The sequence below is a fragment of the Chryseobacterium indologenes genome (genome assembly GCF_002025665.1).
Taxonomy (GTDB): domain Bacteria; phylum Bacteroidota; class Bacteroidia; order Flavobacteriales; family Weeksellaceae; genus Chryseobacterium; species Chryseobacterium metallicongregator.
Map to the genome: position 1 here is coordinate 2,221,635 of NZ_CP018786.1, position 26,372 is coordinate 2,248,006.

A 26,372-nucleotide genomic window follows, 5' to 3' on the forward strand; every position below is an offset into this window, starting at 1 on the left:
TGTCAGTAAATTATGGGGAAATTTCCCTGATAGTCTGCTTGTAAATCATTATATTAAACTACATGTCAAATGGTTTTGGGGGCAGTATGATTCAGATCATATTAGAGGGAGTAAGCAGTTGATTATATTTGAGCATTGAAAATTTCATATTTCTGACAAATTACAGTATAACCTCTCGTTGTTTCGGGAGGTTTTTTTGTGGAAAAATTTCAATATAAAATTAGAAATACTGATTTACAGGATACATGTAGCCCCAACGGATGATTTTTCAAAATTTTTTAAAGAATATTTATTTCAGATAGAAAGTATATATGAATATTTTGATTTCAAAATTTATAAAAATATGATCAAGTACATTTAAGTATATTGTCATCTAAATTTAATTCGTTTCAGTCAAATTAGATAATAATTAACAATCAGGAAAGCATACAAAATAAACTTTTAAATTGGGCATCTCTATCTTTAAACGACTTGGATTGTACTCATATTCCCCTATCTGCTGACAAATTTCTAAATTAATTTGTTAATATTATAAAATGATCTATTTTTAGTATTTTATTACAAAAATACTATTTAATGCCAAAAAAAATTATAAGAAATCTTCAAATTGGAGTAGTGATTTCTTTAATACTTCTGATTACTAGTTCCGTAGCATCTTATATAAGCATACATAAGCAGATGGAGAATAGGAAAGACTTATTAAAAAATAAGGAATCTATAAGCTTAGCAAAAGATATCTTAAATACTCTTTTAAATGCTGAAACAGGAAATAGGGGATACCAGCTTACCGGAAGAGAAAATTTTCTTGAACCTTTCAATAAAAGTAGGAGTGAATATCCGTTGCTTGTTTCTAACAAAGGTAAACTTCATCTTAGAGATAAAGATCAGATTAATATCCTAAATGAATTGCTGCATACTTCAGAGATAGTGATGAAAGAATATGTATTGCTTATTGAGAAACGTAAAAAAGGGATATTAATGAGTCCGGAAGAACTTGTACAAAACAAGGAAGCTATGGACAGATGCCGCATGCTCGCTCAGAAATTTGTAAAAAAGGAGGAAGTTCAACTTGCCATAAAAAATGAAGAACTGAACAAGTCTTCCGAGTTGACCGTTTTGTTCATCGTCTTTTCTGCCATGGCCGCCATTGGTGTAACTATTTTTGTTTATATACAACTAAAATCTGACCTTATCCGCCGTGGGAAGTTAGAAAAAGATCTGTTTTATACTAAGGAAATGCTTGAGGAAACAGGCTTAGTAGCCCAAGTGGGAGGTTGGGAAGCCAATATGAAGACCGGGAAGCTCTTCTGGTCTCAAAGTACAAGAGAAATTCACAAACTAAAAGATGATTTCAAGCCTACTTTCGAAAGTGCCTTTGAATTTTACAAAGGAAAAAGTAGGGAGAGAATAAAATATCTTTTTAACAGGGCAATACAACAAGGAATTACTTTTGATGAGGAGTTTCAGCTTTTGCGTAATGATGGCATTACGATCTGGGTAAGAGTAAAAGGGATTCCTGAATTTGAAGGTGACAGCTGCAAAAGAGTTTTCGGAATCATTCAGGATATTGATGCCTTCAAAAAGATGTTTCTGGAGGTTACCCGGAAGGAGGCTATAATGCAGTCTTTTGCCACTGATGTTCCTGTTCCTTTGGCTATGTTTGATAAAGACCTTAACTATGTTGCTGTAAGCAACAGATGGAAAGAGGAATTTAGTATGAATAATGTAGATCTTATTGGTAATAATCTTTTTACTATATCACCTAATATTCCCAAAGAAAGAAAAGAGATTTATGACAATGCGCTGTTGGGAAAAACCTATATCAACAGTGACTATACACTAAAGGTAGAAGGAAAAGAAGAAATTCAGCATTATGACCTTAAAGTCGGACCTTGGTATCTTACAAAAGATGAAGTAGGAGGGGTAATTATTTCCATACAGAATATTACAAATGCTGTAAAGATAAATGAAGAACTGAAAAATGCCAAGGAAACAGCAGATATAGCCAGCAAAGCAAAATCCGAATTTCTTGCCAATATGAGTCATGAGATCAGGACTCCTTTAAACGGAGTTATTGGTTTTTCAGACCTTCTCCTTACGACACCGTTGAATGAAACACAGATGCAATATCTGAATTATATCAATGAGTCCGGGGAAAACCTGCTTAGCATCATCAATGATATATTGGATTTTTCTAAAATAGAATCCGGGAAAATGGAGCTTTTGATTGAAAAATGTGATGTTTATGATATGTTGAGCCAGGTTATAAATGTTATTATTTATCAATCCCAGAAAAAAAACATCGAACTTCTTCTCAATATAGAGCCGGGTCTTCCAAAAATACTTTTTATGGATGAAGCAAGGTTAAAACAGATCTTGATCAATCTTCTTGGGAATGCTGTGAAATTTACAGAAAAGGGAGAGATCGAGCTAAAAGTAGAGAAATTACGCATGGATGATAGTACTATTGCTTTGCGTTTCTCGGTTAGAGATACGGGGATCGGTATCCCTGTTGAAAAACAGAAATACATTTTTGATGCCTTTACTCAGGAAAATAGCTCCATCAGTAAACAATATGGAGGCACGGGTCTAGGGCTTACTATTTCGAACAATATCCTGGGATATATGGGAAGCCATTTGTCGCTGAGCAGCGCAAAGGAAAGTGGTTCTGTATTTTTCTTTGACATTGAGATTCCTTACGAGATCTCTCAATTTAGAGAGGAAGATGAAATAACTATTAAAACGGCTCTGGTGGTTGATGATAATGAAACCAACAGGATCATTCTTGAGCACATGCTTAGCTATAAAAATATAAAATCCACCCTGGCTTCTAATGGGATGGAAGCATTAGAGATCTTGTTGAAAGGTGAACGGTTCGATGTGATCCTGATGGATTATCATATGCCTCTTATGTCCGGATTGGAAACGATTGATAAAATGACAGGGCTATTCAATCAGCGAAAAGAGACTTCTCCATTTATAATTCTTTCTTCTTCTTCTGAAGAACTGGGCATATTTGCCTCGGTTAGGAAAATACAAAATGCACATTTACTGTTGAAGCCTATCAAATCACATGAACTATACAAAACCTTAAAAAAAGTAGATCGAAGTTATACGGTAGAAATTAGTAAGGATCAGTCTGAAAAAGTTTCGCATTTATTTGCCCCGGAATTAGAAGTGCTTTTGGTGGATGATAACGTTGTGAATATGGTCCTGAATAATAGAATGATGAAGTCTCTAGCTCCCAGTATACACTTAACAGAAGCGGTCAACGGGCTGCAGGCTGTGGAGGAATGCAAGAAAAAGCAGTTTTCCATTATCATGATGGATGTACAGATGCCGATAATGAGTGGTATTGAGGCAACACAAAATATTAGAATGCTGCCGGGATATGAACATGTACCTATCATAGGCGTTACAGCCGGAAATGTGCTGGGCGAAAAAGAAAAGTGTCTTGAAGCCGGAATGAATGATTTCCTTCCCAAACCTGTAAGAAAGGCAGACCTTCTTGAAGTACTCAAAAAATATATTAGTGTTTAGAATTATGAAAATGGTGCTCGATTTCTTCTACTAAGTTACTTTTTACTTAGAATTACTTTTACAAAAAAGATTTTACACAATCTATAAAAAAGAGGCTATCTTAAAAAGGTAGCCTCTTTTAATAGTATTATTTTCTTGTAATGGTTCAAAACTTAATTGTCAAATTAGATAATTTATGATCAAGAACATTTAGTCTTCTTAGATTCTTCAACAAAGAGTTCAAGTTTTGTAGCCGCACCAGGAATCGAACCTGGATCTAAAGTTTAGGAAACTTCTATTCTATCCATTGAACTATGAGGCCTTGCTAAGATCATAAAATTACAAATTATTTGCCGGAGTAGCGTAATGATCAGGATGTTGATTCAAGAGAAAAACTTTAACAATAAATGCTCAAGTAGGTTTTAGGACTTTTATAATCCGGCTTTCTCTGAAATTATAGAATTTTTTTTAAATGGGATGAGCTCCCTTAATCCTCATTTTATTCCTATTTAAAGCATAAAATGTGGTATGAATTAGTTATTCATAATACTTTAAAAATTGCTATGTTTTGAAATATTGTAAGTATTTTTGAGGTTTAAATATCTGTAACTAATTATTGATTTTAACTTCTATGATTTTAATTGTTGATGACAATCAAAGTAATCTTTATTCACTGCAAAAATTACTAGAGTCCAAAGATTTTCAGGTGGAAACAGCCAATTCCGGTGAAGAGGCTCTGGGTAAAGCCCTTAAAAACGACTATGCCCTCATTATTCTGGATGTTCAGATGCCTGATATGGACGGCTTTGAAGTAGCAGAAACACTTGCAGATTACAGTAAAACAAAAGAAGTTCCCATTATATTTTTATCTGCTGTTAATACAGACAAGAAATTTATAACGAAAGGCTATGCTTCTGGTGCTAAAGACTATGTCACCAAACCTGTAGATCCTGAAATTCTTTTACTGAAAGTAAAAACATTCTATAATCTTCAGGAGCAGAATATAGCGATGAAGAAGGCCCAACAGAATCTTGAGCTGGAGGTTAAAGGAAGACGTGAATCACAAGTGACGATGAAATCGCAGATTGACCATTTTCACTTAATGCTGGAATCACTTCCACAAATTGCATTTACCCTTAATGAAGCCGGAACGGTGGATTTTGTGAATGGTAAATGGTATGAATATTCAGATTCTGAACAGAATTTTCCTGAAATATATCCCGATGACCCTGATATAACAGAGGAGTTTGAGAGATGCAGAAAAAAAGGAAAAGCTCTTGAGCTGGAAGTTAGAATTAAAAATGTGGTTTCAGGTAATTACCGTTATCATTTGCTTAGAGTAACGCCGGTATATGATGAAGGCCGTATTAAAAACTGGGTGGGAACTTTTACCGATATTGATGATCAGAAGAAAGTTGAAAAAGAAAAAGATGAATTTTTAAGCATTGCAAGCCATGAGCTGAAAACTCCTTTAACGAGTATTAAAGCCTATGTTCAGTTATTAGAAAGAAAATTGAAACTCGACAAAGAAAGTTCTGAAGCAGGATTTGTAACGAAAGTTCAGGGACAGATTGAAAAGCTGAATACATTGATCACTGATCTGCTGGATGTTTCTAAAATAGAAAATGGCAAGCTAAAAATTAATAAAAAGCCGGTGAATCTGGAAAATTTGATCAGTAATGCGATTGAAACAATCATACAAACTCACGATCAGCGTGAAGTGAAAATTGAGCGTCACGGAACAAAACCTGATATTTTAATTCCTTTAGACGAAATCCGTATAGAACAGGTACTCATCAACTTTCTGACCAATGCTATAAAATATTCACCAGATAATAATCAGGTTATTGTTACCACTTTTGTAGATGAAGAAGCTGAAGAAGTAAGAGTGAACGTAACCGACTTTGGAATTGGTATCCCTGATTTTAAACAGGATGCTGTATTCAAAAAATTCTACCGTGTAGAAGAATCTTCACTGCAGTTCCAGGGAATGGGAATCGGATTGTTTATCTGTTCCGAGATCATCAAACAGCACCATGGAAACGTTGGAGTTTCCAGTATAGTAGATGAAGGCTCTACTTTTTATTTCACATTACCACTAAACTAATTTTAATGCCGAAAAAAATAATAAGAAATCTTCAGTTTGGAGTAGGTCTTTCACTTTTGATTTTAATAGCCAGTTCACTGGCCTCTTATTGGAGTATCCAAAATCAAATGAACCACCGCGAAAGTCTTTCCAAAAGCAGACGTTCTGTAACAGCGGTGAAAGATGTGCTGGTTGCATTACTGGATGCAGAAACAGGAAACAGAGGGTATCAGCTTACCGGAAGGGAAGATTTTCTTGAACCTTATAAACGAGGGTTAAGAGAATACCCTAAAGCTTTGGTACGTGCTGAATCTTTGGATATCAATGATCAGAATCAAATTCAAAGACTTGCAGGCTTAAAAGCAGCAGTTGATCAGGTAATGCAGAACCTGAAACATTTGGTTGAGAACAGACGAAGAGGCATTATCATGACGCAACAGGAGATTACTGAGGGTAAAACCTATATGGATCAATGCCGGAAAATTGTCAATGATTTTGTACAATATGAAGAAAGTCAGGTTGAAATTAAAAATAACGATCTCAACCGTTCGTCCGGTACAACCGTTCTTTTTATCCTTTTTTCTGCCATTGCCGCAGTTGTTGTCACGGTGTTTTTCTATATAAAAATGCGTGCAGATCTTATCCGAAGAGATAAGCTTGAGAAAATGCTTAAGGCAAAAGATGAAGAAATGACACGTCGTGTAAGTGCTATTCAAAAGATTGCCAACAGAGTAGCGAATGGGGATTACAGTGAAAAAGCAGTGGATAATGCTCAGGATGATCTTGGAGATTTGGTAGAATCTCTTAATCACATGACGGAATCTCTCAAAATCTCTTTTGATACCATTAATAAGAGCGATTGGCGTCAGAAAGGGCTTGCGCTACTTAATGAATCCCTGGTAGGGAATAAGACTGTACAGGAAGTTTCCAATAAATCTTTAATGCAGTTGATTGAATACGGAAAATGTATTAATGGCTCTCTATATTTATATGATGAAGGCATTTTAAAACTTAATAAAGCATTTGGACTGGAATCCAATATGAAAAAAGCTTTTGAGCCCGGAGAAGGAATGGTGGGACAGGCTTTTGTTAATGCTAAGACACAGGTTTATAATAATCTTCATGAAGAAGACTTTGTAGTCACTTTTGCCAGCAGTACGATTAAAATTTACGGGATTATATTGCTTCCGCTTTTTGCAGACGGCCATATAATAGGAGTGTTGGAGCTTGGTTCCACGTCTAATTTTGAGGAAGACAGAATACACTATTTTGAAGAATGCTGTACCAATATAGGAATCGCCCTGAGTGCTGCAAAAAGCAGAGAAAAAGAGCAGCAATTATTGGAAGAAACGCAGGCACAGTCAGAAGAATTACAGGTTCAGCACTCTGAGCTTGAAAATCTGAATACTGAACTGGAAGCACAAACCCAGAAGCTTCAGGCATCTGAAGAAGAGCTTAAAGTGCAGCAGGAAGAGCTTATGCAGGCTAATGCAGAGTTGGAAGAACGCTCCAGATTGCTGGAAGAAAAAAATCATTTGATTGCTGAACGTAATAATGAAATTCAGAAAAAAGTAGAAGAACTGGCATTAAGCACCAAATACAAATCTGAGTTTTTAGCCAATATGTCTCATGAATTACGTACTCCGCTGAATTCGATTCTTCTTTTATCCCGATTAATGACGGAAAATCCTGATGAAAATCTTAACGAAGATCAGATGGAATCTGCCAAAGTAATTCATAGTTCGGGTACAAGCTTATTAACCCTTATTGATGAAATTCTGGATCTTGCCAAAATAGAATCCGGTAAAATGACTCTTGAATATCAGGACGTAAATCTTGAAGAAGTGGTAAAAGATCTGAAAAGTCTTTTCAATCCGGTATTTCAGGAAAAGAATCTTCCGTTTAATATCGAGATTGATGCAAATGTGCAGAAAGTGATCGAAAGTGACCGTCTAAGAATTGATCAGGTATTGAGAAATTTATTGTCAAATGCGTTAAAATTTACCACAAAAGGAAGCATCGGGTTACATATCAAAAAATATTCTGAAAAGCCTGATTTTATTATATTCTCAGTGAAAGATACAGGCGTTGGAATTGCTGAGGATAAGCAAAAAATTATCTTTGAAGCATTCCAGCAAGCGGACGGATCTACCAAAAGAAAATTTGGAGGAACAGGTTTAGGTCTGTCCATAAGCCGAGAAATTGCAAGACTTCTGGGAGGTGAGCTGGTTCTGAAAAGTGAAATAGACAAAGGAAGTGAATTCAGTTTTATCATTCCTGTACATGCAGCGACAGAGATTATCCATTCAGAAACAGATCAGGATCTTGTAGAGGTGATCCGTGAAGATGTGGAAGAAATTCAGAATATTCTTGATGAAGGAGAAACAAAAGTAATTCCCGTAAATACCCTTGAAATTCCTGAAGATGTTGCAGACGATAGAGAAAATATTCAGGAAGGAGATAAAGTCATTCTGATCATTGAAGATGATATCAATTTTGCAAAAGCTTTATTGAAATATGCCCACCTGCAGAGCTATAAAGGAGTGGTTGTGGTAAGAGGAGATTATGCTCTTTCAGCGGCTCAAAAGTATCATCCGCATGCCATTTTACTGGATGTTCAGCTTCCTGTAAAAGATGGCTGGGAGGTCATGGATGAACTGAAATCTGATTCTTATATCAAACATGTTCCGGTTCATATGATGTCTGTTCTTCATCTTAAAAAAGAAAGTCTGATGAAAGGTGCTGTAGACTTTATTAATAAGCCGGTAGCACTGGATAAAATGACTGACGTTTTCAGAAAGATTGAAGAAGCCTTAGAAAAAGGATCTCAAAAAGTCCTGATTGTAGAAGAAAATGCCAAACATGCCAGTGCATTATCTTATTTCCTGAGCAATTTTAATATCTCTTTATCCGTAGAACATACGGTGGAAGATAGTGTAAAAGCTCTGACTTCCGATTTTGTAGACTGCGTTATTCTGGATATTGGAAGCGCAAAAGGAAATGATTATCATGTAATAGAATCCATCAAAAGCCATGAAGGGCTGGAAAACCTTCCCATCATTATCTTTACAGAACACCATTTATCTAAAGAAGAAGAACTTAAAATAAAGCAATACGCAGATTCAATTGTTGTAAAAACAGCACACTCGTACCAAAGGATTTTAGATGAAGTAGGACTGTTCCTGCATCTGGTGGAAGAAAAAAACAATTCCGCAGAAAGTAGTACAGGGAGAATGCTGGGATCTTTAACGGAGGTTCTGAGTGGCAAAAAAGTACTGATTACCGATGATGATGTACGCAATATTTTTTCTTTAACCAAAGCACTGGAAAAATATAAAGTTGAGGTTATCGTAGCCATGGACGGAAAGCATGCTCTGGAACAAATTCACCACAATCCTGATATAGATGTGATTTTAATGGATATGATGATGCCGGAAATGGATGGCTATGAAACCATAAAGCAGATCAGAAAAATGCCGGCATTTAAAAGGCTGCCTATTATAGCGGTAACTGCAAAATCAATGATTGGAGACCGTGAGAAATGCATTACAGCAGGAGCTTCGGATTATATCTCAAAACCTGTAGATATTGATCAGCTGTTGTCGCTGCTTCGCGTTTGGTTGTATGAAAGTTAAACAGATAAAACTCTGATGAAAAAGAAAATTTTAATTGTGGATGATGATCCACGCAATATATTTGCATTGAAACTCACCCTTAAGGCCCGTGGATATGCAGTAGAAACCTCTACAATGGCTCAGGAAGCTCTGGATATGCTACAAGCTAATCCTGATTTTTCAATGGTGCTTATGGATATGATGATGCCGGGAATAGACGGCTATGAAGCAGTGAGAATCATAAGAAATACACCTGAAATCAAAGATATTCCAGTTATTGCAGTAACCGCACAGGCTATGCCTGAAGATCGTCAGAAATGCATTGAGGTAGGTGCTAATGATTATGTTTCAAAGCCTATTGATGTAGACCTTTTACTAATGGCAATAGAAAAAATTTCATAGATGCTGGAACCAAGTATCGTAAAAGATGAAGAAATAGAATATCTGATCAACGATGTCTATGAAATGTATGGTTATGACTTTTCCGGTTATAGCAGGGCTTCGTTTAAAAGAAGGGTAAATAGGATATGCCTTTTGGACAGATTTACCAGCTTTGCGGAACTTAGATATACCCTTATGAATGATGCGGAATATTTAAAACGCTTTGTAGAAGAAGTTACGGTAAACGTCACAGAAATGTTTCGGGATCCTTCTTTTTTTAAAGCATTACGGGAAAAAGTTTTGCCCCAATTAGGCACTTATCCGCTGATCAGGATCTGGATTGCTGGTTGCTCTACGGGAGAAGAAGCCTATTCTATCGCTATTTTATTGAAAGAAGCAGGGCTGTATGATAAATCCCTGATTTATGGTACAGATTTGAATCCTGCGGTTCTTGAGACAGCCAGAGCCGGTGTTTTCCCGTTATACCAGATGAAATTATATTCTGAAAACTATATGCTTTCAGGAGGGAAACGTGATTTTTCAGATTACTATACAGCCAATTATGATAGTGTAAAGTTTGATAAAAGCTTACAGGAAAAACTTATTTTATCTACCCACAACCTGGTTTCAGACAGTTCTTTCAATAGTTTTCAGCTGATTATATGCAGAAATGTTCTGATTTATTTTGATAGAGAACTCCAGGAAAGAGTTTTTAAACTTTTTGACAACAGCCTGGAAAATTTAGGCTTTCTGGCTTTGGGAGCAAAAGAAACACTTAGGTTTTCCACCATTGAAAAGAATTATCATCAGATTGAAGACCAGAAAATCTGGAAAAAGCTTGATCATCATTAATAAACAATGCTATGGAATCACAGAGAAACATTGAATTAATTGTTATAGGAGGATCAGCAGGCAGTTTACAGGTCATTATTGAAATGATCAAAAACCTGAATAATATCCTGAAAATCCCAATTGTAGTGGTGGTTCACCGTAAAGCTCAATCAGGAGACATTCTGAGAACTTTATTACAGCAGTTTACGAAGATACCGGTGATAGAAGTAGAAGATAAAACTGAAATGGACAATAATGCCATTTATATTGTTCCGGCAGATTATCATTTGCTGTTTGAGAATAAGAAAAATATGTCATTGGACAGCTCAGAAAAAATGAATTATTCCCGTCCTTCAATAGATGTTACCTTCAGGTCTGCAGCCGAAATTTATGGAGAGAATATGATTGGAATTCTTCTGTCCGGAGCTAATGCAGATGGAGTAGAAGGGCTGTCTTATATTAAAAAAAATAACGGTCAGGTATGGATTCAGGATCCTGAAACGGCAGAAGTGGAATATATGCCCAAACATGCAGTAGAAGAAATAGATTATGACCAAATTATCAAACCGGATAATCTGGCAGATTATATCAATCAGTTGTAATAGAATAACCTAAATAATATGAACAAAAAGAAAATTTTAATTTTTGATGATGACGCTGCTATTTTGGAAGTGATCACCATCATATTTGAAGAGAATGGCTACGAGGTCAGAATCTCAGAAACCTCACATGATATTCTGGAGAAAGTGGCAGAATACCATCCCGATGTTATTCTGATGGATAACTGGATTCCGAGAATCGGAGGAGTGGAAGCCACAAAACTTCTGAAAAACAGTGATGAATTTAATCACATTCCTGTAATTTATGTTACGGCAAACAATGATATTGCTGCTTTAGCTTCTGAAGCACAGGCAGATGATTATGTTTCAAAACCTTTTAATCTGGATGATCTTGAAGAAATGGTGGCAAAGCATATAAAAGAGCAGGTGTAAATCTTTCGACTTTCCAAATAAAAAATCTCTCAAACTTTGAGAGATTTTTTTATGTATTGTTCAGATCAGAAATCATTTGATTTTTCGTTACGTGATAACTGTTGATGTTATGAATTAAAGAACGTAATAAAAGATAAAGCTGGGGATTTTCTATAATGACATGAGAAAATGTCTGCACAAGGATTAATTTTTTTGAAACTATGTTATGTGCAGTTATATATTCAGAGCTAAGATCAATGTCAATATTTAATTCCTTATTCACCTTAAGTTTAAAATATTCATCTATTAAATACTTATCATTAATCAGGTCTAAAGATTCTATTTTCGTTTCGTCCATAATGTTGATAATTAAACATTAAAATACAAATGTTATACCGTACATAGGAAAAAACAGATGAAATTATAACATAATAAAGAACAATCTGATAGGCTCAATAATTCAGTTTAGAATGAATAGGTTTTCAAGAATTCTAAAAACCTTTTTATGAAAGGGTATATGAATAAAAGAATCTGCCCTTTAGGGGCAGACTCAGTAGATAAATACATCTCATTTTTTTAATTAGACAACAATAAAAAGCACAGCCGACAATGCTGTGCTTAAATTTTTATTTCAAATTTAATTGCAATTTCAAGAGTAGTAAGAAAAGCAAATAAAGTTTCCACTTCGATGTTTATTACATAGTAAATGTAGTAATAATTTTAATACGAAATATGAATTTAATGTTAAAATTCACAAGTTATCCACATTTTTTTGTGGATAAGTCTGAAGCTAATTTAAAATCCAGGTTTTTGCGGTCTCAATATCCATATCCTGACCCTCTTTATATTCCACAGGAACGTCCGGATCAATTTTCCCGTAATAGACTTTCCCGTTTCGGTCCATTTCATAAGAAGAAGCCAGAGCAAAGCTTTTACCGTCGCTTAACGGATAAACACTGTTGGCTGAAGTATAACCTGCCGATGGTTTTCCAAAGAGTTTTACATTGCTTTTTCCAATAAATGCAATTGTTGTAGCTTCTCCGGAACTGGCTGTGCTAGGGCCTATCAGAACTGCAATTTTAGTATGTCCGCTTTTAAGGTCATAAGGTTCTGCAATTTTGTTATCACCAAACTTTCTGTTCTTATAAATCCATGGAGATTTTTTGTCTTTGTAAACAAAATATCCCAATGTACCTTCTCCAATCAGGCTTCCGAGACCTGAAATCATAGGGTACATATTTCCTCCTGTATTGCCTCTCAGATCTACAATCCAGCCTTTAATCGTATTTTCAGAGTCCAGTTTTTTAATCATATTGTGGATCTGTAAGGCAAAATCATTTCCAACCTCTGTGTTTAAGGAACCAAAACCGGGAACTGAAATATAACCAATATGCTGGTCTATCAGTCTGGAATCGGGTTTTGCTTCATTTGTATTGCTTTTCTTTTGCTTTTCAGAACGCTCTTTTCCGGAAATAAATGAATGATTATCACCAGCCTGTCTTAGATTTTGTATAATATAACCCAATGCAGGATCGGTATCATCAATAGTTTTCATTCCTTTTGAAAGATGTTGAAGATTGGTATCAATATTTTTCCAATCTAATTGATCTGAAAAAATTGAATTCTTTTTTACAATATTTTTAAAGTCCTGAATGTATTTTGAAGATACTTTTGAAGGTTCTTCATTTGAAAATGAAATTGTATTCAGCTCAAAATGATCGAACCAAACAGTTCCGCTTCCTGAGAATACTCCTCCAAGAAGAAGACTTTTTACATTTTTATCAACAGTGAAAATCAAAGAATATTTCGTCCAGTCTTTATTGACGGCTATAGCCTTTTGCTGTGATTCTGAATTTCCAAAGTCAATCATCTTTCCATTTTCGTCCTTCACTTGAGTCCATAGATTGATTTTCCCATTGATGTTCTCGGATTTTATATAAGCACTGATTTCTATTTTCTGTAATTGCTGAATATTAAGAGGAACTTTTTGAGAAAAAGATTGGAAATTTTTGGAATTATCAGATTTTCCTGTCAGCTGCATAGAAGCTTTTCCCCCGAAATATTGGGTGTAATCTATTTTCCCTTCGTATGAATCTGTTTTTTTTATATTCCAATGGTTGGGTAATCCATCGGTCATGTTTTCAAAACCGGCATTTTGTATTTGAGCTTCCACCGAACAGACCAAAAATGCTGCTACAATAGTGCAGGTCAATTTTTTCATAAGTTATTAATTTCAGCTAAAATAAAAGAACTCGCCAAAAAAATCATACTTTGTTAACAAATTTTAGTAATGGTTTAGAAGGATTAACAGTTTATCATCAAAAGGAAGCTGCTAAAAGGTAGGATCGATTGTACTTCATCAATCGTTTATCTGACAGTATAAAAGAATGACCTTAACTCATCTGCAAATAGATAAGGTAATTCCAATGCAGCAAAGTGACCTCCTTCATTCATCTTTTTAAAGCTGGTTACGTTCACAAAACGTTCTGCCCATTCTTTCGGAAACTGAGCCTCACGGGGAAATACAAGTACTCCTGCAGGAACATTGCTTTTTTGATGAACTTGTGCGCCGCTCCATAAAGCCGCTGCATCTTCTTTGTACATTCTGGCAGAAGATCCTATGGTTTGTGTTACCCAATAGATCATAATATTAGTAAGCAATTCATCTTTTCCTCCGAATGCTGCTTCAATCAATTCCGGTGGTGCGCCTGCGTTGGTAAAGCTTATGATCCATGCTGCCAGCCCGACAGGAGAGTCATTGAGACCATAAGCAAGAGACTGAGGCTTGGTAGACTGTACCATGGCATAAGCACCTTCACTATACCACCATTGCTGGACAAACTGTGCGAATTGCTGTTCCTCTTCACTCATTGTGGTGAAATCTTCCTGACCGGTAGGATAGCCTACATCTGTGAGGTGAACGGATTCCAGTACTTCAGGATATTTCGAAGTCAGTGCTTTTACTACGCCCATTCCTATATCTCCTCCGGCAGCACAGAATTTTTCATAGCCAAGCACTTCAGTCATCAGTTTTTTCCAGAGATCTGCCACTCTTTCGCTGCTGACTGCTGTTTTATCAGAAAAGCCAAATCCCGGAATGGAAGGAATAACAAGATCAAAGCTCTGTTCACCTTCGGTAAGCAATGGAATAATTTTATGAAAACGGTAATAGCTATCCGGCCAGCCATGAGTAAGAATCAATGGTTTGGGATGAGGACCTTTTCCTCTTATGTATTGAAAATGGATCAGAATTCCGTCGATCAGGGCGATATACTGAGGATGTTGATTCAATTGCTGTTCTTGCATTCTCCAGTCGTAATGATTGATCCAATAGTCGGTAAGTTCTTTCAGGTAAGCTTCGTTGGTGCCGTAGTTCCAGCCAGAATTTTCGGGTTCTCCCGGCCAGCGGGTATTTTGTAAACGGTTTTTAAGATCGGTTATTACTGATTCGGGAATGTTTACTGTAAAGGGTTCCATATTATTATATTTTATTGGTGTAAAGTGGATTTGGTGGAATAAGTTGATATTAAGATGGTTATCAAAGTTAAAAACTTTCTCTTTTAATAAATGTTGTCAAAATCATAAATTTTAAATTTTTTAATAAAGAAAAAATGTAACTTTAATTCATTAAAATCTCGTAATACATATTACTGTGAGTCAGGTTCTTTTTAACCTGAACATCTTAGGTTCAATTTTCTGAACCCAATATCTTTATTATATCATATCTAAAAGCAAAGACAATATGTCATTTGTATTATCAGCGGTCATTAGCGGTTAATCTGCTTCTGATTATTGATGTTTAATAATTAAAAAAATCATTATGAAAACCTATAAAATTGCCGTGATCGGCGGAACCGGAAAATCCGGACAATATCTGGTACAAAACCTTCTTGAAAAAGGATATTCTCTTAAACTTTTATTAAGGCATCCTGAGAGTTTCACCCTCCAAAATCCATTAATTGAAGTGGTAAAAGGAGATGCAAGGGATGAAAGAGCTATCCATACTTTGATTGAAGGAACCAATCTTGTCATAAGTACTTTAGGACAACCAAAAGGAGAGAAGTCTATATTCAGCGATGCTGCAAAAAATATCATTTCTGCAATGAATCATCATGGAATCAGGCGATATATTGTAACTACGGGTTTGAGTGTAAATACACCGTTCGATTATAAAAATGAAAGGGTAGAAATGGCGACAGACTGGATGTACCAAAACTATCCCGAGACTACAGCAGATAAACAGCGAGAATATGAATTTCTTCTGGATAGCAACCTAGATTGGACATTGGTAAGACTCCCTCTGATTCATCTTACAGAGGACAATTTTCCAACGGAAACAAGCCTTACAGATTGTAAAGGAGAAGGAATCAGTGCTGCAGATCTTGCGGAGTTTTTGGTTTCTCAGATTGGCAATTCTGAATATATCAGGCAAAGTCCGTTCTTGTATAATCTGAGAGAGTAAAAAATATATAAAGAAGAAACTGCCACATAAGTGTGGCAGTTTTTTATTAGTATCAAGATTTTCTATTTCTTACGTCCATACATCAGAATGCGTTTAAATGCATAGATAGCAGGGTATTTTGTAAACCTTTTTGCAATACGCGATTTAAATTCAGAGATGAATTTTTCTTTATGTTCTCCTTCAAGACGCTCTAAATAAGGCAATAATGCAGTTCCTGAAATAAACTCATATAAGGCTTCGTGATCATGTGCAATGATAGGATAAACCTTCTGAAATATTTCTATATCCTGAATTCCGTTATCAAATAATATCTGGGCATAATCATCCATTGAAAGCACCGGAGAATCACGGTTAAAATGATTTAATTGGGATGAATAAGGCTCCTCATCTGCCATTTCCGTTAGAATCTGGTTCAGAATATTTTCTTTCTGAACGGGCATTTGTATGGCTAATTGTCCATTTTGTGAAAGCAGTCCAATGATTTTAGGAAATAAAGTTTCATGATCATCAGCCCACTGTAAAGCGGCATTACTGAACACAAGATCCCATTTCTGGTCAGATTGTGCTGTTTCTTCAATAGTCTGAAGTTTAAAATGAAGATTATTATTTTCAAATTTTTTAGATTTTTCAAGCATTTCTGCTGATGAATCTATTCCTAAGAATGTAGAACCTGTCAGTTTTTCCGTAAGAATAGAGGTTTGTTCTCCGGTTCCACAGCCTAAGTCAATGGCTTTTATATTATTTTCAGGCTTGATTAATGCTGTTAAATCATAAAAAGGTTTGTAACGTACATCTTTGTATTGATCATATAATTCGGGATTCCAGGGCATAAAGAATAATTTTGTAATGGGTTAATAAGTTGAATAAAGATAGAGAATCTAAATAAAAAATCGGCTGTTTTAAAACAGCCGATTGTATTTATTGTTCCAATTTTTCTTTGATGTATTTTGCCGTATAGGACTTTTTATTTTTAGTCAGATCTTCCGGTGTTCCTGCAAATACAACTTCACCACCATGTTTTCCGGCTTCCGGACCGATATCGATAATATAATCGGCACATTTGATGATATCAGGCTGATGTTCAATAACAATCACCGAATGTCCAAGATCAATCAATGCCTGCAATGATTTAAGTAATTTCTGAATATCATGGAAGTGAAGTCCTGTAGAAGGTTCATCAAAAATGAATAACGTTTTATCTGTTGTTACGCCTTTTACAAGGAATGAAGCCAGTTTCACACGTTGTGCCTCACCACCGGAAAGGGTGGAGGAGCTTTGCCCCAGCTGCAGATAGCCTAAACCTACTTCCTGCAAAGGTCTCAACTTCGTTACGATCTTTTCTTCATTATTATCTTTAAAGAATGCCAATGCTTCATCTACCGTCATATGAAGGATATCAGAGATGTTTTTCTCATCAAATCTTACTTCAAGAATTTCATTTTTGAATCGTGTTCCTTTACAAACTTCACATTCGAGCTCAATGTCTGCCATAAACTGCATGGAAACATTGATCACACCTTCTCCTTTACATTCATCACATCTTCCGCCATCCACGTTGAAAGAGAAATGTTTAGGTTTATAGCCCATCATTTTGGCTACTTTCTGCTTGGCAAAAAGATCACGGATATCATCGTAAGCTTTTAAGTATGTTACAGGGTTTGAACGGGATGATTTTCCGATTGGGTTTTGATCAATCAATTCAATATTTTTGATCAGTTTCTTAGGGAATTCTACAGAATCATAGTCTCCTTTTTTACCACCCATTCCAAGCTGGATCTGAATGTCATTGGTAAGGATTTCTTTCATCAAAGTAGATTTTCCGCTTCCTGAAACTCCGGAAATGACTACCAGACTTTCCAAAGGAACGTCTACATCTATATTTTTAAGATTATTCTGACGGGCTCCTTTAATATGAATCCATTCTTTTCCTTTTCTTCTTTTCTTCGGAACTTCAATTTCAAGTCTTCCGGTAAGATATTCTGAAGTAAGGGTGTTGGCTTTTTTCAGGTCTTTATAATCCCCTGCAAATACCAGTTCACCACCAAGATAACCCGCTTCCGGACCGATATCAATAATATAATCCGCAGCTCTCATCACATCTTCATCGTGCTCTACTACAATAACGGTATTTCCAAGATCACGAAGGTTTTTCAATACTTCGATCAGGTTTTCGGTGTCTTTAGAGTGCAGCCCGATAGAAGGCTCATCCAGAATATAAATAGAACCTACCAAAGAACTTCCTAAACTGGTTGCTAAGTTAATTCTCTGGCTTTCTCCTCCTGAAAGGGTATTGGACGTTCTGTTTAAGGTTAAATATCCTAAACCTACCTTTAATAAGAATTCCAGGCGGGTGGTGATTTCATAGATCAGTCTTTTAGCGACTTCTTTGTCGTGATCTGAAAGCTTTAATCCATTAATGACCGGAGCCAGCTCATCCAAAGGAAGTTCAATCATTGATTGAATATTATGTCCGTCTACTTTTACCCAGCTTGTTTCTTCACGAAGTCTCAATCCTTCACATGTTGGACAAAGGGTTTTTCCTCTATAACGGGAAAGCATTACTCTGTACTGGATTTTGTATAGATTTTCTTCAAGCATTTTGAAGAAATTATTGATGCAAGGGAAATTACTCTTTCCGTCACCTTTCCAAAGGAAATTTTTCTGTTCTTTTGTTAGCTGATGATAAGGTTTGTGGATAGGGAAGTCACCTGCTTTTTTGATGAAATCTTTTTTCCATTCGCTCATCGTTTCTCCTCTCCAGCAGACAACGGCATCTTCGTAGATGGATAATGTTTTATTAGGAACTACAAGATCCTCGTCAATTCCGATTACTTTTCCGTATCCTTCACATGCCGGACATGCTCCGTATGGGTTATTAAAGCTGAAAAAATGAACATTGGGTTCAAGGAACTCCATGCCGTCCAGCTCAAATTTATTAGAGAATTCCTTTATTTTTTCCGTTTCTGTGTTCTTTAGTGAACAATAGCCGCGTCCTTCATAGAACGCCATTTGAATAGAGTCTGCAAGTCTTTGTAAAAAACTTTCGTCCTCTTCGTACGAGAAACGGTCGATCACAAGATTGATGATCATACCTTTTTCAGGAGTAAAACCAAAACTTTCCAAATCTTCAATTCCGGCAAGATTTCCATTGATTTCAAGCCTTGTGAAACCTGCCAGTTTTAAAATATTTAAGGTTTCCTTAAAATTATCAACATCATATTCCAAAGGAGCGGTCAGGAGAAAAGAAGTATCCTTTTTAGAAGCTTTAATAAAGTCTACCACATCAGACACTGAATCTTTTTTTACTTCTTCTCCGGAAACCGGTGAAAAGGTTTTCCCGATTCTTGCAAATAAAAGCTTCATATAATCGTAGATTTCCGTAGAAGTTCCTACCGTAGAACGAGGATTGGAAGAAATTACTTTCTGCTGGATGGCAATAGAAGGCGCAAGTCCTTTGATATCATCCACTTTTGGTTTTTCTAATTTTCCCAAAAACTGACGGGCATAAGAACTTAAACTTTCTACATATCTTCTCTGTCCTTCAGCATAAATAGTATCAAAGGCCAAAGAGGATTTTCCACTTCCTGAAACTCCTGTAATAACAATAAGTTTATTTTTCGGAATCAGGACGTCTATATGTTTCAGATTGTTAAGATGTGCATTCTTAACGAAAATCTGTTTTTTTATGTCTATTTCTGTTGTGTTAGCCATATTTTGTTTATTCATAAAAGTAACTGTAAAGCATTAAAACTTTCAGTATAATGGTGTTTTGCCTTAGAATTTTCCTAGGCTGTCATCAATTGAACTTTTACATGTATTCCCTAATTCATCTGATATTCTGCAGCTATATTTTTTTAGATTGCCGACAGAATTACCATTGAAAAAAGAATAATTTCATCGTAAAATTAAGACCCACAAAATTACGAAATTTTAGCGAAAAATTTACGCTTATCTTATTGTTAAAAATTGTTATTATCAACATGAAATAAGAAGTCGAAAAAGGAAATAGATCTGTTGGTGAATGATAAAAATGAATATTTTTTGTGGACTTAATTTTGTTTTACGGTTTATTTTACAGTGTTTTATATAATTTTTAAAAATATATTGTGTTTTTTTATTTAACTATTGTTTTATGTTGTAAAATTATTTAAAATTGTAGCCGTAAATATGTAATATAGAAATGAGAAAATTATTCAGAGATCTAGTTACACATTTAATGAGAAAAAGATAAAATTACTCCCTCACACAGATGCAGCATTATGTTGCATCTTTTTTTATGACAACTATCATTTGCCTGTCTTGGTGAACTCCCTTACTTTTGGACTCTGTTAAAAAACGACGAAAACGATTATGATCAAAAAGATAGGAAGTGCTTTTTTTCTGGGATCTTTACTTTGGGTACATGCACAGGAAAAGACAACAGATATTGAAAGCATCGAATTTCAGGGAAAATTTATCTCTACACCTTATAAAAGTGCCAATCAGAACATCAGTGTTATCACCAGAGAAGACATTGTAAATTCTCCGGCTAAAAGTATAGACGAAATCCTTCAACAGGTACCAGGAATGGATATCAGAAGGAGAGGTGCTAATGGCGTGCAGAGTGATATCGGTTTTCGTGGTAGTTCTTTTGAGCAGGTTTTGCTGCTTCTGAACGGAATCAGAATGAATGATTCCCAGACCGGACATAATAATATGAATATTCCGGTAGATCTGGATGAAGTAGAAAAGATAGAGATTATTAAAGGCCCTGCAGCACGACGTTTCGGACAGAATGCTTATGCCGGTGTGATTAATATCGTTACCAAAACTACCCCAGGGAAGAAAGTGAAAATCAGTGCGGAAGGAGGTGATTATGGTTCTTATGGTCTTGGATTCAATGCACAGATTGGAAATGAGAAATTTACCAACTCTCTTCAAGCCAATTCTGCTTCTTCGGAAGGGTATATGTTCAATACGGATTATGAAATCAGAAATGTATTTTATCAGGGAAAGCTGAATATTAAAAACGGAGATGTGAGAGTACAGGCGGGGTTTTCGGAAAAGAAATTCGGGGCCAATGGTTTTTATGCTTCCAGTGCTGCCACCAAACAGTATGAAGAAACACAAGCGTCTATCGTAAGTGTGGCTCACCAGCAGACTTTTGGAAAGCTGAAGCTTAATTCTAACGTATACTGGAGAAGAGGACAGGATATGTACCTTTATGACCGATGGAATCCGGATTTTTACCGAAATATGCACATCGGAAATAATGTGGGTGGAGAAGTGAATTCCAGCTATCAGTGGGGATTGGGAACAACCGGAATTGGGGTTGAATTGAGAAAAGAATTTTTAGTAAGCAGTAATTTGGGTGATCGAAACCGTTTTGTATCTCAGGTTTTCTTTGAACATCATTTTTCATTACTGGATAAAAAACTGAACATCAGTCCGGGAATTTCATGGGCTAATTATTCTAAGGAAGGAAATTTCTTTTATCCGGGGCTTGATGTAGGCTATAACTTTAGTGCCAATTCTAAAATCTATGGAAACATCGCAAAAGTACACCGTGTACCCACTTTTACCGAACTTTATTATGTAAGCAAAACGGAACAGGGAAACCCGGATTTACAGCCTGAAAATGCTTTGTCATCAGAAGTAGGATATCAATATCAAAATAATAGAATTTTGGCAAAAATCAGCGGGTTTTTAAGAAATTCCAGCAACTCTATTGACTGGATAAAAAAAGACCTGAGTGATAAAGTATGGTATGCTCAGAATGTAGGAGATATTAAAACCAAAGGAATCGAGGCAGAGTGGAGTCATAGACCGACAGACTGGTTAAAATATACAGTTGGCTACACATATATTGACAGCAAATATGAAGAAAAAGCTGGTGTGGTTTCAAGATATATTCTGGACAATCTGAAACATCAGTTTGTTTCCAAGCTAGAGGTGAAATTCCTGAAAAACTTTACCAATGAGCTTGTTTACCGCTACAATGAAAGAGTCAATCTGGGTACATATAATCTTGTAGATGAGAAGCTGAGCTTTGCTAAAAAAGATTACTCAGTATATGTGTTGATTAACAATTTGACCAACACAAAATATACCGAAGCATTTGGGGTGGGAATGCCGCAAAGATGGTTCCATATTGGTTTTTCTTATACAATCAATATTAAGTAATTGTTAATTTGAACATGAATAAAAGTTAATATTAACAAATTGTTAAAAAATATACATTTGCAAAAATTTTTTATGAAACGTCTTATAGGCTTAGGTTTATTACTTGGAATATCTTTTTTTAAAGCACAGGAACACATTTCCAGCTTCAATGCAGTGACTCTGACCTATAAGTTTCATCCGAAATTTTTCCTTTATGCTGAAGGGCAGATGCGTGGTAACGAAGATTATACCTACCCTGATTATTATGAAATAAAAGGGGGATTAGGGTATAATCTTACCAAAAACCACAAACCTTTTGTGGGGCTTGGAAGATATGTTAACTATAAAGAACATAGTCTGAGCAGAGAAGAGTTCAGGGTATGGCTTCAGGACGTTATTGATATCAAGAAAGGTATTGTAAAGTTTGAAAACCGTTTCCGTGCTGAAAAGAGCTGGTTTTACGAGCCAAAAACAGATCAGACTTCCCAGAGAATGCGTTACAGATACCGTCTGAACGTAAGTGTTCCTTTAAATGCAAAAACCATCAAAAAAGGAACTGTTTTCGCCAATGCTTATGACGAGGTGTTCTTTGTCTCTCCGATGAAGCCTACTTTCGCCAGAAATAGAGTCTATGGCGGTTTCGGCTATCAGATCGATGATTATTTCGGTATTGTGAGCGGATATCTGTGGCAGCGTGAATTTGAAGCAAAAGGAAACAAAAATTTACATTTCGTTTACCTTGCGTTAAACATCAATATTGACGGAACAAACCACCATACGAAAACTTACGATTTCCCGGGTGCGGATTAATACTTCTCTATCAGATAACGATAAGCTTTCAGATATTTATTAAATCTTTTGATATCCTTAGGAGTAAGCTCTCTGTTTACTCTTCTAAGGTCCATATTATCACGAAGATCATTCAGTTTTACAGCTACAGAAAGGAGAGATCGTTCCGTCCTTTTGATGAATTCATCATAGTCTTCTTCCGGATCAAGCTTTGTAAGGCAGCTGATGGCAAAAATAATATATTCAGGGAATCCTTCCGATCTTAAATAATCCAGGCTGAATTCCAGTGGGTGATCCTCCACAACATCGTGCAGAACCCCTACAATCTTTTCATCCAGTGTTTTACCATAATTCATTACACGCATTACATGGGCAATGTATGGAGCATGGTATTTATCGGTTTGTCCTTTATGAGCCTTATCGGCGATTTTGATTGCTTTATTCAGTAATTCTTCTTTTGTCATTTCTAATGAAAAATAGAGTACAAAAATAAAAAATGCCTTAAAAAAATAAGGCATTTTATGAAGAATATTTTATATGATTTTAAAAGTTTGTTTCATCCTCTATATGAGCATGTGGAGCATTGTTTTTTACGGATTCTATTCCGTTTTCCATGCCATTGTCAGATTCATACATCTGACTGGTTCCTATGATTTGTCCGTTTCCTGCCTTTAGATTAAAATAGCACCTGCCGTCATTGGCCGTATTTCTTTCAAATTTTGCATCTTCCTGTGCATTGGTCTTTACAGATCCGATTCCACTTTCGCAGGATGGTTTGGTACTGTATCCCTGGCTGGTTAAAATAACCTGCCCGTTTCCAGCTTTGAGGTTGAACTGAAAGTCTCCGTTTGTTCTTTTAGAGATAATAAATTTTCCCATGGTAATAGTTTTTAGTTTGTGTTAGGTTATTTGGATGGTAGTATTTTTTTCCGATTGACCTGAAACCTATCAGGAGTAATTGTATTTAAAATTTTATATTGTGAATAATCCTTTGAAGGTTCTTTTAAAGCCAGATAAAGAGTAGTGTCATTGGGCTTAACCGTTAATATTTTGTAAAGTTCTTTTTGAGGTTGATCCGGTTTCAGAGCAAAATATCCCGGGAATTTTCCTTTAGCAACAATTTTTGTGGTATCCATCTTGGGTACAGGAAGTAAATTATCTTTTTTTTGTGCTGAAAAAGTAACGGAAATAAGGAGTATTGGAAATAATAAAATTTTCATGTGTTATGTAATTTAAAATAAAAATAATGATTTTTTTTGAATAACATTGCTAAATACCGTTAATTTCAATGGATGTCATAATTAATAAAGATCAAAAAAGCGCCTCAAAAATTGAGGCGCTGAATCAAATTTATGTTATTAAGACTAATAAGCTCCTTTCTCTATATAGTGAGCTGCTACTTTTTCAGTAAGCGCTACTACATTCGGATGGTTGGTATATTTAGTGAATCTTCTTAATCCTGAAAGCATCATTCTCTGCTCATCTCCTTCAGCGAAAGAAACAATTCCTTCTTTAGCTGCAGTAATGATTTTCTCAACCGCTTTGTAAAGATTTAACTGAGCCATAGCTGCTTCTACAGATTCAGGAGAAAAGTGTTTTTCTGCTCTTAATACTGCAGATTCTGCCATGTAGATCTGGTTAAGGATTTCAGAAGCATTCAATAATAAATGCTGTTGTTTTTCAATATCCATCATGTATTTCTGAAGAGCTGCTCCGGAAACCATTAAGAATACTTTCTTAAGGTTTGCTATAATCGCTTTTTCTTCACTCATAAATTCTGAATAGTCAGGAACTTCAAATGAAGGAATACCCATTAATTCTTTACTGATAGCCATTGCAGGAGATAAAAGATCCAATTCACCTTTCATTGCTCTCTTGATCAGCATTCCTACTGCTAATAATCTGTTGATTTCATTGGTCCCTTCATAGATTCTTGAAATTCTTGAATCTCTCCAAGCTGCTTCCATAGGAGTGTCTTCAGAGAATCCCATCCCTCCGTATACCTGGATCCCTTCATCTGCTGTATGCTGAGCAAGGTCAGAAACGAATACTTTAAGGATTGAACATTCTACAGCGAATTCTTCAACACCTTTCAGCTCTGCTTCCTGATGGCTTAATCCACTTGCTACTAATTCATCAATTTTATCCTGCACGTTTTTAGCAGCTCTGTAAGAACCAGCTTCACTTACGAAAACTCCGGTTGCCATTTCAGCAATTTTCTTTCTGATCGCTCCGAAAGTTGCAATAGAAACCCCAAATTGTTTTCTTTCGTTAGAATACTGGATAGAGTGGTTTAAGATTCTTCTCTGTGCATCAAGACATGCTGCAGCCAGTTTGATACGGCCTACGTTCAATGCATTTAAAGCGATTTTGAAACCATTGTTTCTTTCTCCTAAAAGATTTTCCACAGGGATCTTCATATCATTGAAGAAAACCTGACGGGTAGAAGAAGCACGGATACCTAATTTGTGTTCTTCCTCTCCGAACGTTAAGCTTCCAGGGTTTTCAAGTTCAGATCTGTTGATTACAAACCCTGTGATATTTTTATCATCATCAATTTTAGCGAATAATGTAAATGTATCTGCAAATCCTGCATTAGAGATCCACATTTTCTGTCCGTTGATGATATAATGTTTTCCGTCTTCGGAAAGTTTTGCTTTTGTTTTTCCTGAATTGGCATCAGAACCAGCATCCGGCTCTGTCAGACAGTAAGCCCCGAATTTTGTTCCTGTTGCTAAATCCGGAAGGTATTTTTTCTTTTGTTCTTCAGTTCCGTAAAGAACGATTGGCAACGTTCCAATTCCGGTGTGTGCTCCATAAGCCGTAGCCAATGAACCTGTAGTTCCGGAAATATAATCACAAGCAAGCATTGTTGTCACAAAGCCCATTCCAAGACCTCCGTATTCTTCAGGAACAGCGATTCCCAGCATTCCCATTTCGCCCAGTTTACGCATTGTTTCTTCAGTGAATGCATAATCTTTCTTTTCGAAACGCTCTCTTTGGGGAACAACCTCTCTATCTATAAATTCCTTCGCAGAATCACGAAGCATTTTTTGTTCTTCATTCAGTTCTTCAATACTGAAAATTTCGTTTGCAGGAATTTGTTTGATTAGGAATTCCCCGCCTTTAAGTATATTGCTCATTTGTTATTATTTTAAATTTTAGATTATAAATTTTAAATTAGATTTTGTTATTATAAATTTTCAGATGATGTTTTAATGATTTTAGTCAATATATTAATGATCATTTCAATATCTATTAAATATGAATTGATCTCAATTTGAACGAGATTTGAAGAATGATAAAGTTTTAACCAATATCTTGTTTCTCTTGCCTCTTTATTTGCAATTGAAAGCTTTGAAATAAAATCCTTTTTAGATTGAGCGGCTATAGCTTCTTCTACATTTGCTCCAATTGAGGTTCCTGAACGAAGAATCTGCTTTGATAAAATAAACTTCTTTTGAGATTTACATTCAGTATAAAATTGAATTATTCTTAAAGCAAAATCAAAAGTTTTTATTTGAATCAAATTATCTTCTTTGAAACTCATTACATCTAAAATTTATAATTTAAAATCT

The 26,372-nt window shown here is 35.7% G+C and carries 20 protein-coding genes and 1 tRNA gene; 10 read left to right on the forward strand and 11 right to left on the reverse strand.

The genetic code is table 11. The annotated features are described in order from the left end of the window. Nucleotides 1-576: 576 nt before the first annotated feature. Complete coding sequence (locus tag BUE84_RS10025; protein ID WP_079241508.1) at nucleotides 577-3,540, forward strand: response regulator; 2,964 nt, start codon at nucleotides 577-579, stop codon at nucleotides 3,538-3,540. 229 nt (nucleotides 3,541-3,769) lie between these two features. Here the strand turns inward: BUE84_RS10025 and BUE84_RS10030 are convergent. Next, nucleotides 3,770-3,841 (reverse strand) — tRNA-Arg (locus tag BUE84_RS10030). Nucleotides 3,842-4,150: 309 nt separating this feature from the next. On the opposite strand from BUE84_RS10030, the gene BUE84_RS10035 reads away from it, so the two are divergent. From BUE84_RS10035 to BUE84_RS10060, 6 genes are read left to right on the forward strand one after another with little or no spacing between them, the layout of a single operon-like run. Then, complete coding sequence (locus BUE84_RS10035) at nucleotides 4,151-5,626, forward strand: response regulator (RefSeq protein WP_079241509.1); 1,476 nt, start codon at nucleotides 4,151-4,153, stop codon at nucleotides 5,624-5,626. Between the two features lie 5 nt (nucleotides 5,627-5,631). Continuing rightward, nucleotides 5,632-9,240 carry a response regulator gene (locus tag BUE84_RS10040; protein WP_079241510.1) on the forward strand — a complete coding sequence of 1,203 codons (3,609 nt, stop codon included), beginning with the start codon at nucleotides 5,632-5,634 and terminating at the stop codon, nucleotides 9,238-9,240. 15 nt (nucleotides 9,241-9,255) lie between these two features. Next, a complete protein-coding gene (locus BUE84_RS10045) occupies nucleotides 9,256-9,621 on the forward strand; it encodes a response regulator (protein WP_185117019.1) in 366 nt (121 codons plus the stop codon). Further along, complete coding sequence (locus BUE84_RS10050) at nucleotides 9,622-10,452, forward strand: CheR family methyltransferase (RefSeq protein ID WP_079241512.1); 831 nt, start codon at nucleotides 9,622-9,624, stop codon at nucleotides 10,450-10,452. It abuts the gene before it with no gap. 11 nt (nucleotides 10,453-10,463) lie between these two features. Further along, entirely contained in the window at nucleotides 10,464-11,033 is a 570-nt protein-coding gene (locus tag BUE84_RS10055) for a chemotaxis protein CheB (protein ID WP_079241513.1), read from the forward strand. 18 nt (nucleotides 11,034-11,051) lie between these two features. Continuing rightward, a complete protein-coding gene (locus BUE84_RS10060) occupies nucleotides 11,052-11,423 on the forward strand; it encodes a response regulator (RefSeq protein ID WP_079241514.1) in 372 nt (123 codons plus the stop codon). A 49-nt stretch (nucleotides 11,424-11,472) separates the two neighbouring features. On the opposite strand, the gene BUE84_RS10065 is transcribed toward BUE84_RS10060, so the two are convergent. The 3 genes from BUE84_RS10065 to BUE84_RS10075 form a co-directional block, all read right to left on the reverse strand. Beyond that, complete coding sequence (locus BUE84_RS10065) at nucleotides 11,473-11,760, reverse strand: hypothetical protein (protein ID WP_079241515.1); 288 nt, start codon at nucleotides 11,758-11,760, stop codon at nucleotides 11,473-11,475. A 432-nt stretch (nucleotides 11,761-12,192) separates the two neighbouring features. Further along, on the reverse strand, nucleotides 12,193-13,623 hold the full coding sequence (locus tag BUE84_RS10070; protein WP_079241516.1) for a S41 family peptidase: 1,431 nt from the start codon (nucleotides 13,621-13,623) through the stop codon (nucleotides 12,193-12,195). Nucleotides 13,624-13,769: 146 nt separating this feature from the next. Further along, nucleotides 13,770-14,879 (reverse strand): epoxide hydrolase family protein, encoded by a 1,110-nt coding sequence (locus tag BUE84_RS10075; RefSeq protein WP_079241517.1) that lies wholly within the window; start codon nucleotides 14,877-14,879, stop codon nucleotides 13,770-13,772. Between the two features lie 343 nt (nucleotides 14,880-15,222). Here BUE84_RS10075 and BUE84_RS10080 point away from each other — a divergent pair, with 343 nt between their 5' ends. After that, nucleotides 15,223-15,864: an NAD(P)-dependent oxidoreductase gene (locus BUE84_RS10080; RefSeq protein WP_079241518.1), complete on the forward strand. Its 642-nt coding sequence runs from the start codon at nucleotides 15,223-15,225 to the stop codon at nucleotides 15,862-15,864. A 62-nt stretch (nucleotides 15,865-15,926) separates the two neighbouring features. Here the strand turns inward: BUE84_RS10080 and BUE84_RS10085 are convergent, their stop codons facing one another. Both BUE84_RS10085 and uvrA read right to left on the reverse strand, forming a co-directional pair. Next, nucleotides 15,927-16,694, reverse strand: coding sequence for a methyltransferase domain-containing protein (locus BUE84_RS10085; protein ID WP_079241519.1), 768 nt, complete (start codon nucleotides 16,692-16,694; stop codon nucleotides 15,927-15,929). An 88-nt stretch (nucleotides 16,695-16,782) separates the two neighbouring features. Further along, nucleotides 16,783-19,575, reverse strand: coding sequence for an excinuclease ABC subunit UvrA (gene uvrA / locus BUE84_RS10090; RefSeq protein ID WP_079243908.1), 2,793 nt, complete (start codon nucleotides 19,573-19,575; stop codon nucleotides 16,783-16,785). Between the two features lie 639 nt (nucleotides 19,576-20,214). Between uvrA and BUE84_RS10095 the strand changes: the two genes are divergently transcribed. Continuing rightward, complete coding sequence (locus BUE84_RS10095) at nucleotides 20,215-22,026, forward strand: TonB-dependent receptor plug domain-containing protein (protein ID WP_079241520.1); 1,812 nt, start codon at nucleotides 20,215-20,217, stop codon at nucleotides 22,024-22,026. A gap of 72 nt (nucleotides 22,027-22,098) precedes the next feature. Beyond that, nucleotides 22,099-22,815 (forward strand): DUF2490 domain-containing protein, encoded by a 717-nt coding sequence (locus BUE84_RS10100; RefSeq protein WP_079241521.1) that lies wholly within the window; start codon nucleotides 22,099-22,101, stop codon nucleotides 22,813-22,815. Here BUE84_RS10100 and BUE84_RS10105 read toward each other — a convergent pair. The 5 genes from BUE84_RS10105 to BUE84_RS10125 all read right to left on the reverse strand — a co-directional run bounded on the left by BUE84_RS10105 (nucleotide 22,812) and on the right by BUE84_RS10125 (nucleotide 26,344). Continuing rightward, nucleotides 22,812-23,258: a phosphohydrolase gene (locus BUE84_RS10105; protein WP_034694511.1), complete on the reverse strand. Its 447-nt coding sequence runs from the start codon at nucleotides 23,256-23,258 to the stop codon at nucleotides 22,812-22,814. The two genes, BUE84_RS10100 and BUE84_RS10105, sit on opposite strands and share 4 nt — an antisense overlap. 79 nt (nucleotides 23,259-23,337) lie before the next feature. Beyond that, on the reverse strand, nucleotides 23,338-23,673 hold the full coding sequence (locus tag BUE84_RS10110; RefSeq protein WP_079241522.1) for a YegP family protein: 336 nt from the start codon (nucleotides 23,671-23,673) through the stop codon (nucleotides 23,338-23,340). 26 nt (nucleotides 23,674-23,699) lie between these two features. Further along, the gene (locus BUE84_RS10115) at nucleotides 23,700-24,014 is read right to left on the reverse strand and encodes a hypothetical protein (protein ID WP_079241523.1); all 315 of its coding nucleotides are present in this window, start codon (nucleotides 24,012-24,014) and stop codon (nucleotides 23,700-23,702) included. A 144-nt stretch (nucleotides 24,015-24,158) separates the two neighbouring features. After that, nucleotides 24,159-25,937, reverse strand: coding sequence for an acyl-CoA dehydrogenase family protein (locus tag BUE84_RS10120; protein ID WP_079241524.1), 1,779 nt, complete (start codon nucleotides 25,935-25,937; stop codon nucleotides 24,159-24,161). 50 nt (nucleotides 25,938-25,987) lie between these two features. Continuing rightward, a complete protein-coding gene (locus BUE84_RS10125; RefSeq protein ID WP_079241525.1) occupies nucleotides 25,988-26,344 on the reverse strand; it encodes a four helix bundle protein in 357 nt (118 codons plus the stop codon). Nucleotides 26,345-26,372 lie beyond the last annotated feature (28 nt).

What these genes read in the sequence shown, in the direction of transcription:
- BUE84_RS10025 (WP_079241508.1), top strand. Translation starts at nt 577, where the DNA reads ATGCCAAAAAAAATTATAAGAAATCTTCAAATTGGAGTAGTGATTTCT.
- BUE84_RS10035 (WP_079241509.1), top strand. Translation starts at nt 4,151, where the DNA reads ATGATTTTAATTGTTGATGACAATCAAAGTAATCTTTATTCACTGCAA.
- BUE84_RS10040 (WP_079241510.1), top strand. Translation starts at nt 5,632, where the DNA reads ATGCCGAAAAAAATAATAAGAAATCTTCAGTTTGGAGTAGGTCTTTCA.
- BUE84_RS10045 (WP_185117019.1), top strand. Translation starts at nt 9,256, where the DNA reads ATGAAAAAGAAAATTTTAATTGTGGATGATGATCCACGCAATATATTT.
- BUE84_RS10050 (WP_079241512.1), top strand. Translation starts at nt 9,622, where the DNA reads ATGCTGGAACCAAGTATCGTAAAAGATGAAGAAATAGAATATCTGATC.
- BUE84_RS10055 (WP_079241513.1), top strand. Translation starts at nt 10,464, where the DNA reads ATGGAATCACAGAGAAACATTGAATTAATTGTTATAGGAGGATCAGCA.
- BUE84_RS10060 (WP_079241514.1), top strand. Translation starts at nt 11,052, where the DNA reads ATGAACAAAAAGAAAATTTTAATTTTTGATGATGACGCTGCTATTTTG.
- BUE84_RS10065 (WP_079241515.1), bottom strand. Translation starts at nt 11,760, where the DNA reads ATGGACGAAACGAAAATAGAATCTTTAGACCTGATTAATGATAAGTAT.
- BUE84_RS10070 (WP_079241516.1), bottom strand. Translation starts at nt 13,623, where the DNA reads ATGAAAAAATTGACCTGCACTATTGTAGCAGCATTTTTGGTCTGTTCG.
- BUE84_RS10075 (WP_079241517.1), bottom strand. Translation starts at nt 14,879, where the DNA reads ATGGAACCCTTTACAGTAAACATTCCCGAATCAGTAATAACCGATCTT.
- BUE84_RS10080 (WP_079241518.1), top strand. Translation starts at nt 15,223, where the DNA reads ATGAAAACCTATAAAATTGCCGTGATCGGCGGAACCGGAAAATCCGGA.
- BUE84_RS10085 (WP_079241519.1), bottom strand. Translation starts at nt 16,694, where the DNA reads ATGCCCTGGAATCCCGAATTATATGATCAATACAAAGATGTACGTTAC.
- uvrA (WP_079243908.1), bottom strand. Translation starts at nt 19,575, where the DNA reads ATGGCTAACACAACAGAAATAGACATAAAAAAACAGATTTTCGTTAAG.
- BUE84_RS10095 (WP_079241520.1), top strand. Translation starts at nt 20,215, where the DNA reads ATGATCAAAAAGATAGGAAGTGCTTTTTTTCTGGGATCTTTACTTTGG.
- BUE84_RS10100 (WP_079241521.1), top strand. Translation starts at nt 22,099, where the DNA reads ATGAAACGTCTTATAGGCTTAGGTTTATTACTTGGAATATCTTTTTTT.
- BUE84_RS10105 (WP_034694511.1), bottom strand. Translation starts at nt 23,258, where the DNA reads ATGACAAAAGAAGAATTACTGAATAAAGCAATCAAAATCGCCGATAAG.
- BUE84_RS10110 (WP_079241522.1), bottom strand. Translation starts at nt 23,673, where the DNA reads ATGGGAAAATTTATTATCTCTAAAAGAACAAACGGAGACTTTCAGTTC.
- BUE84_RS10115 (WP_079241523.1), bottom strand. Translation starts at nt 24,014, where the DNA reads ATGAAAATTTTATTATTTCCAATACTCCTTATTTCCGTTACTTTTTCA.
- BUE84_RS10120 (WP_079241524.1), bottom strand. Translation starts at nt 25,937, where the DNA reads ATGAGCAATATACTTAAAGGCGGGGAATTCCTAATCAAACAAATTCCT.
- BUE84_RS10125 (WP_079241525.1), bottom strand. Translation starts at nt 26,344, where the DNA reads ATGAGTTTCAAAGAAGATAATTTGATTCAAATAAAAACTTTTGATTTT.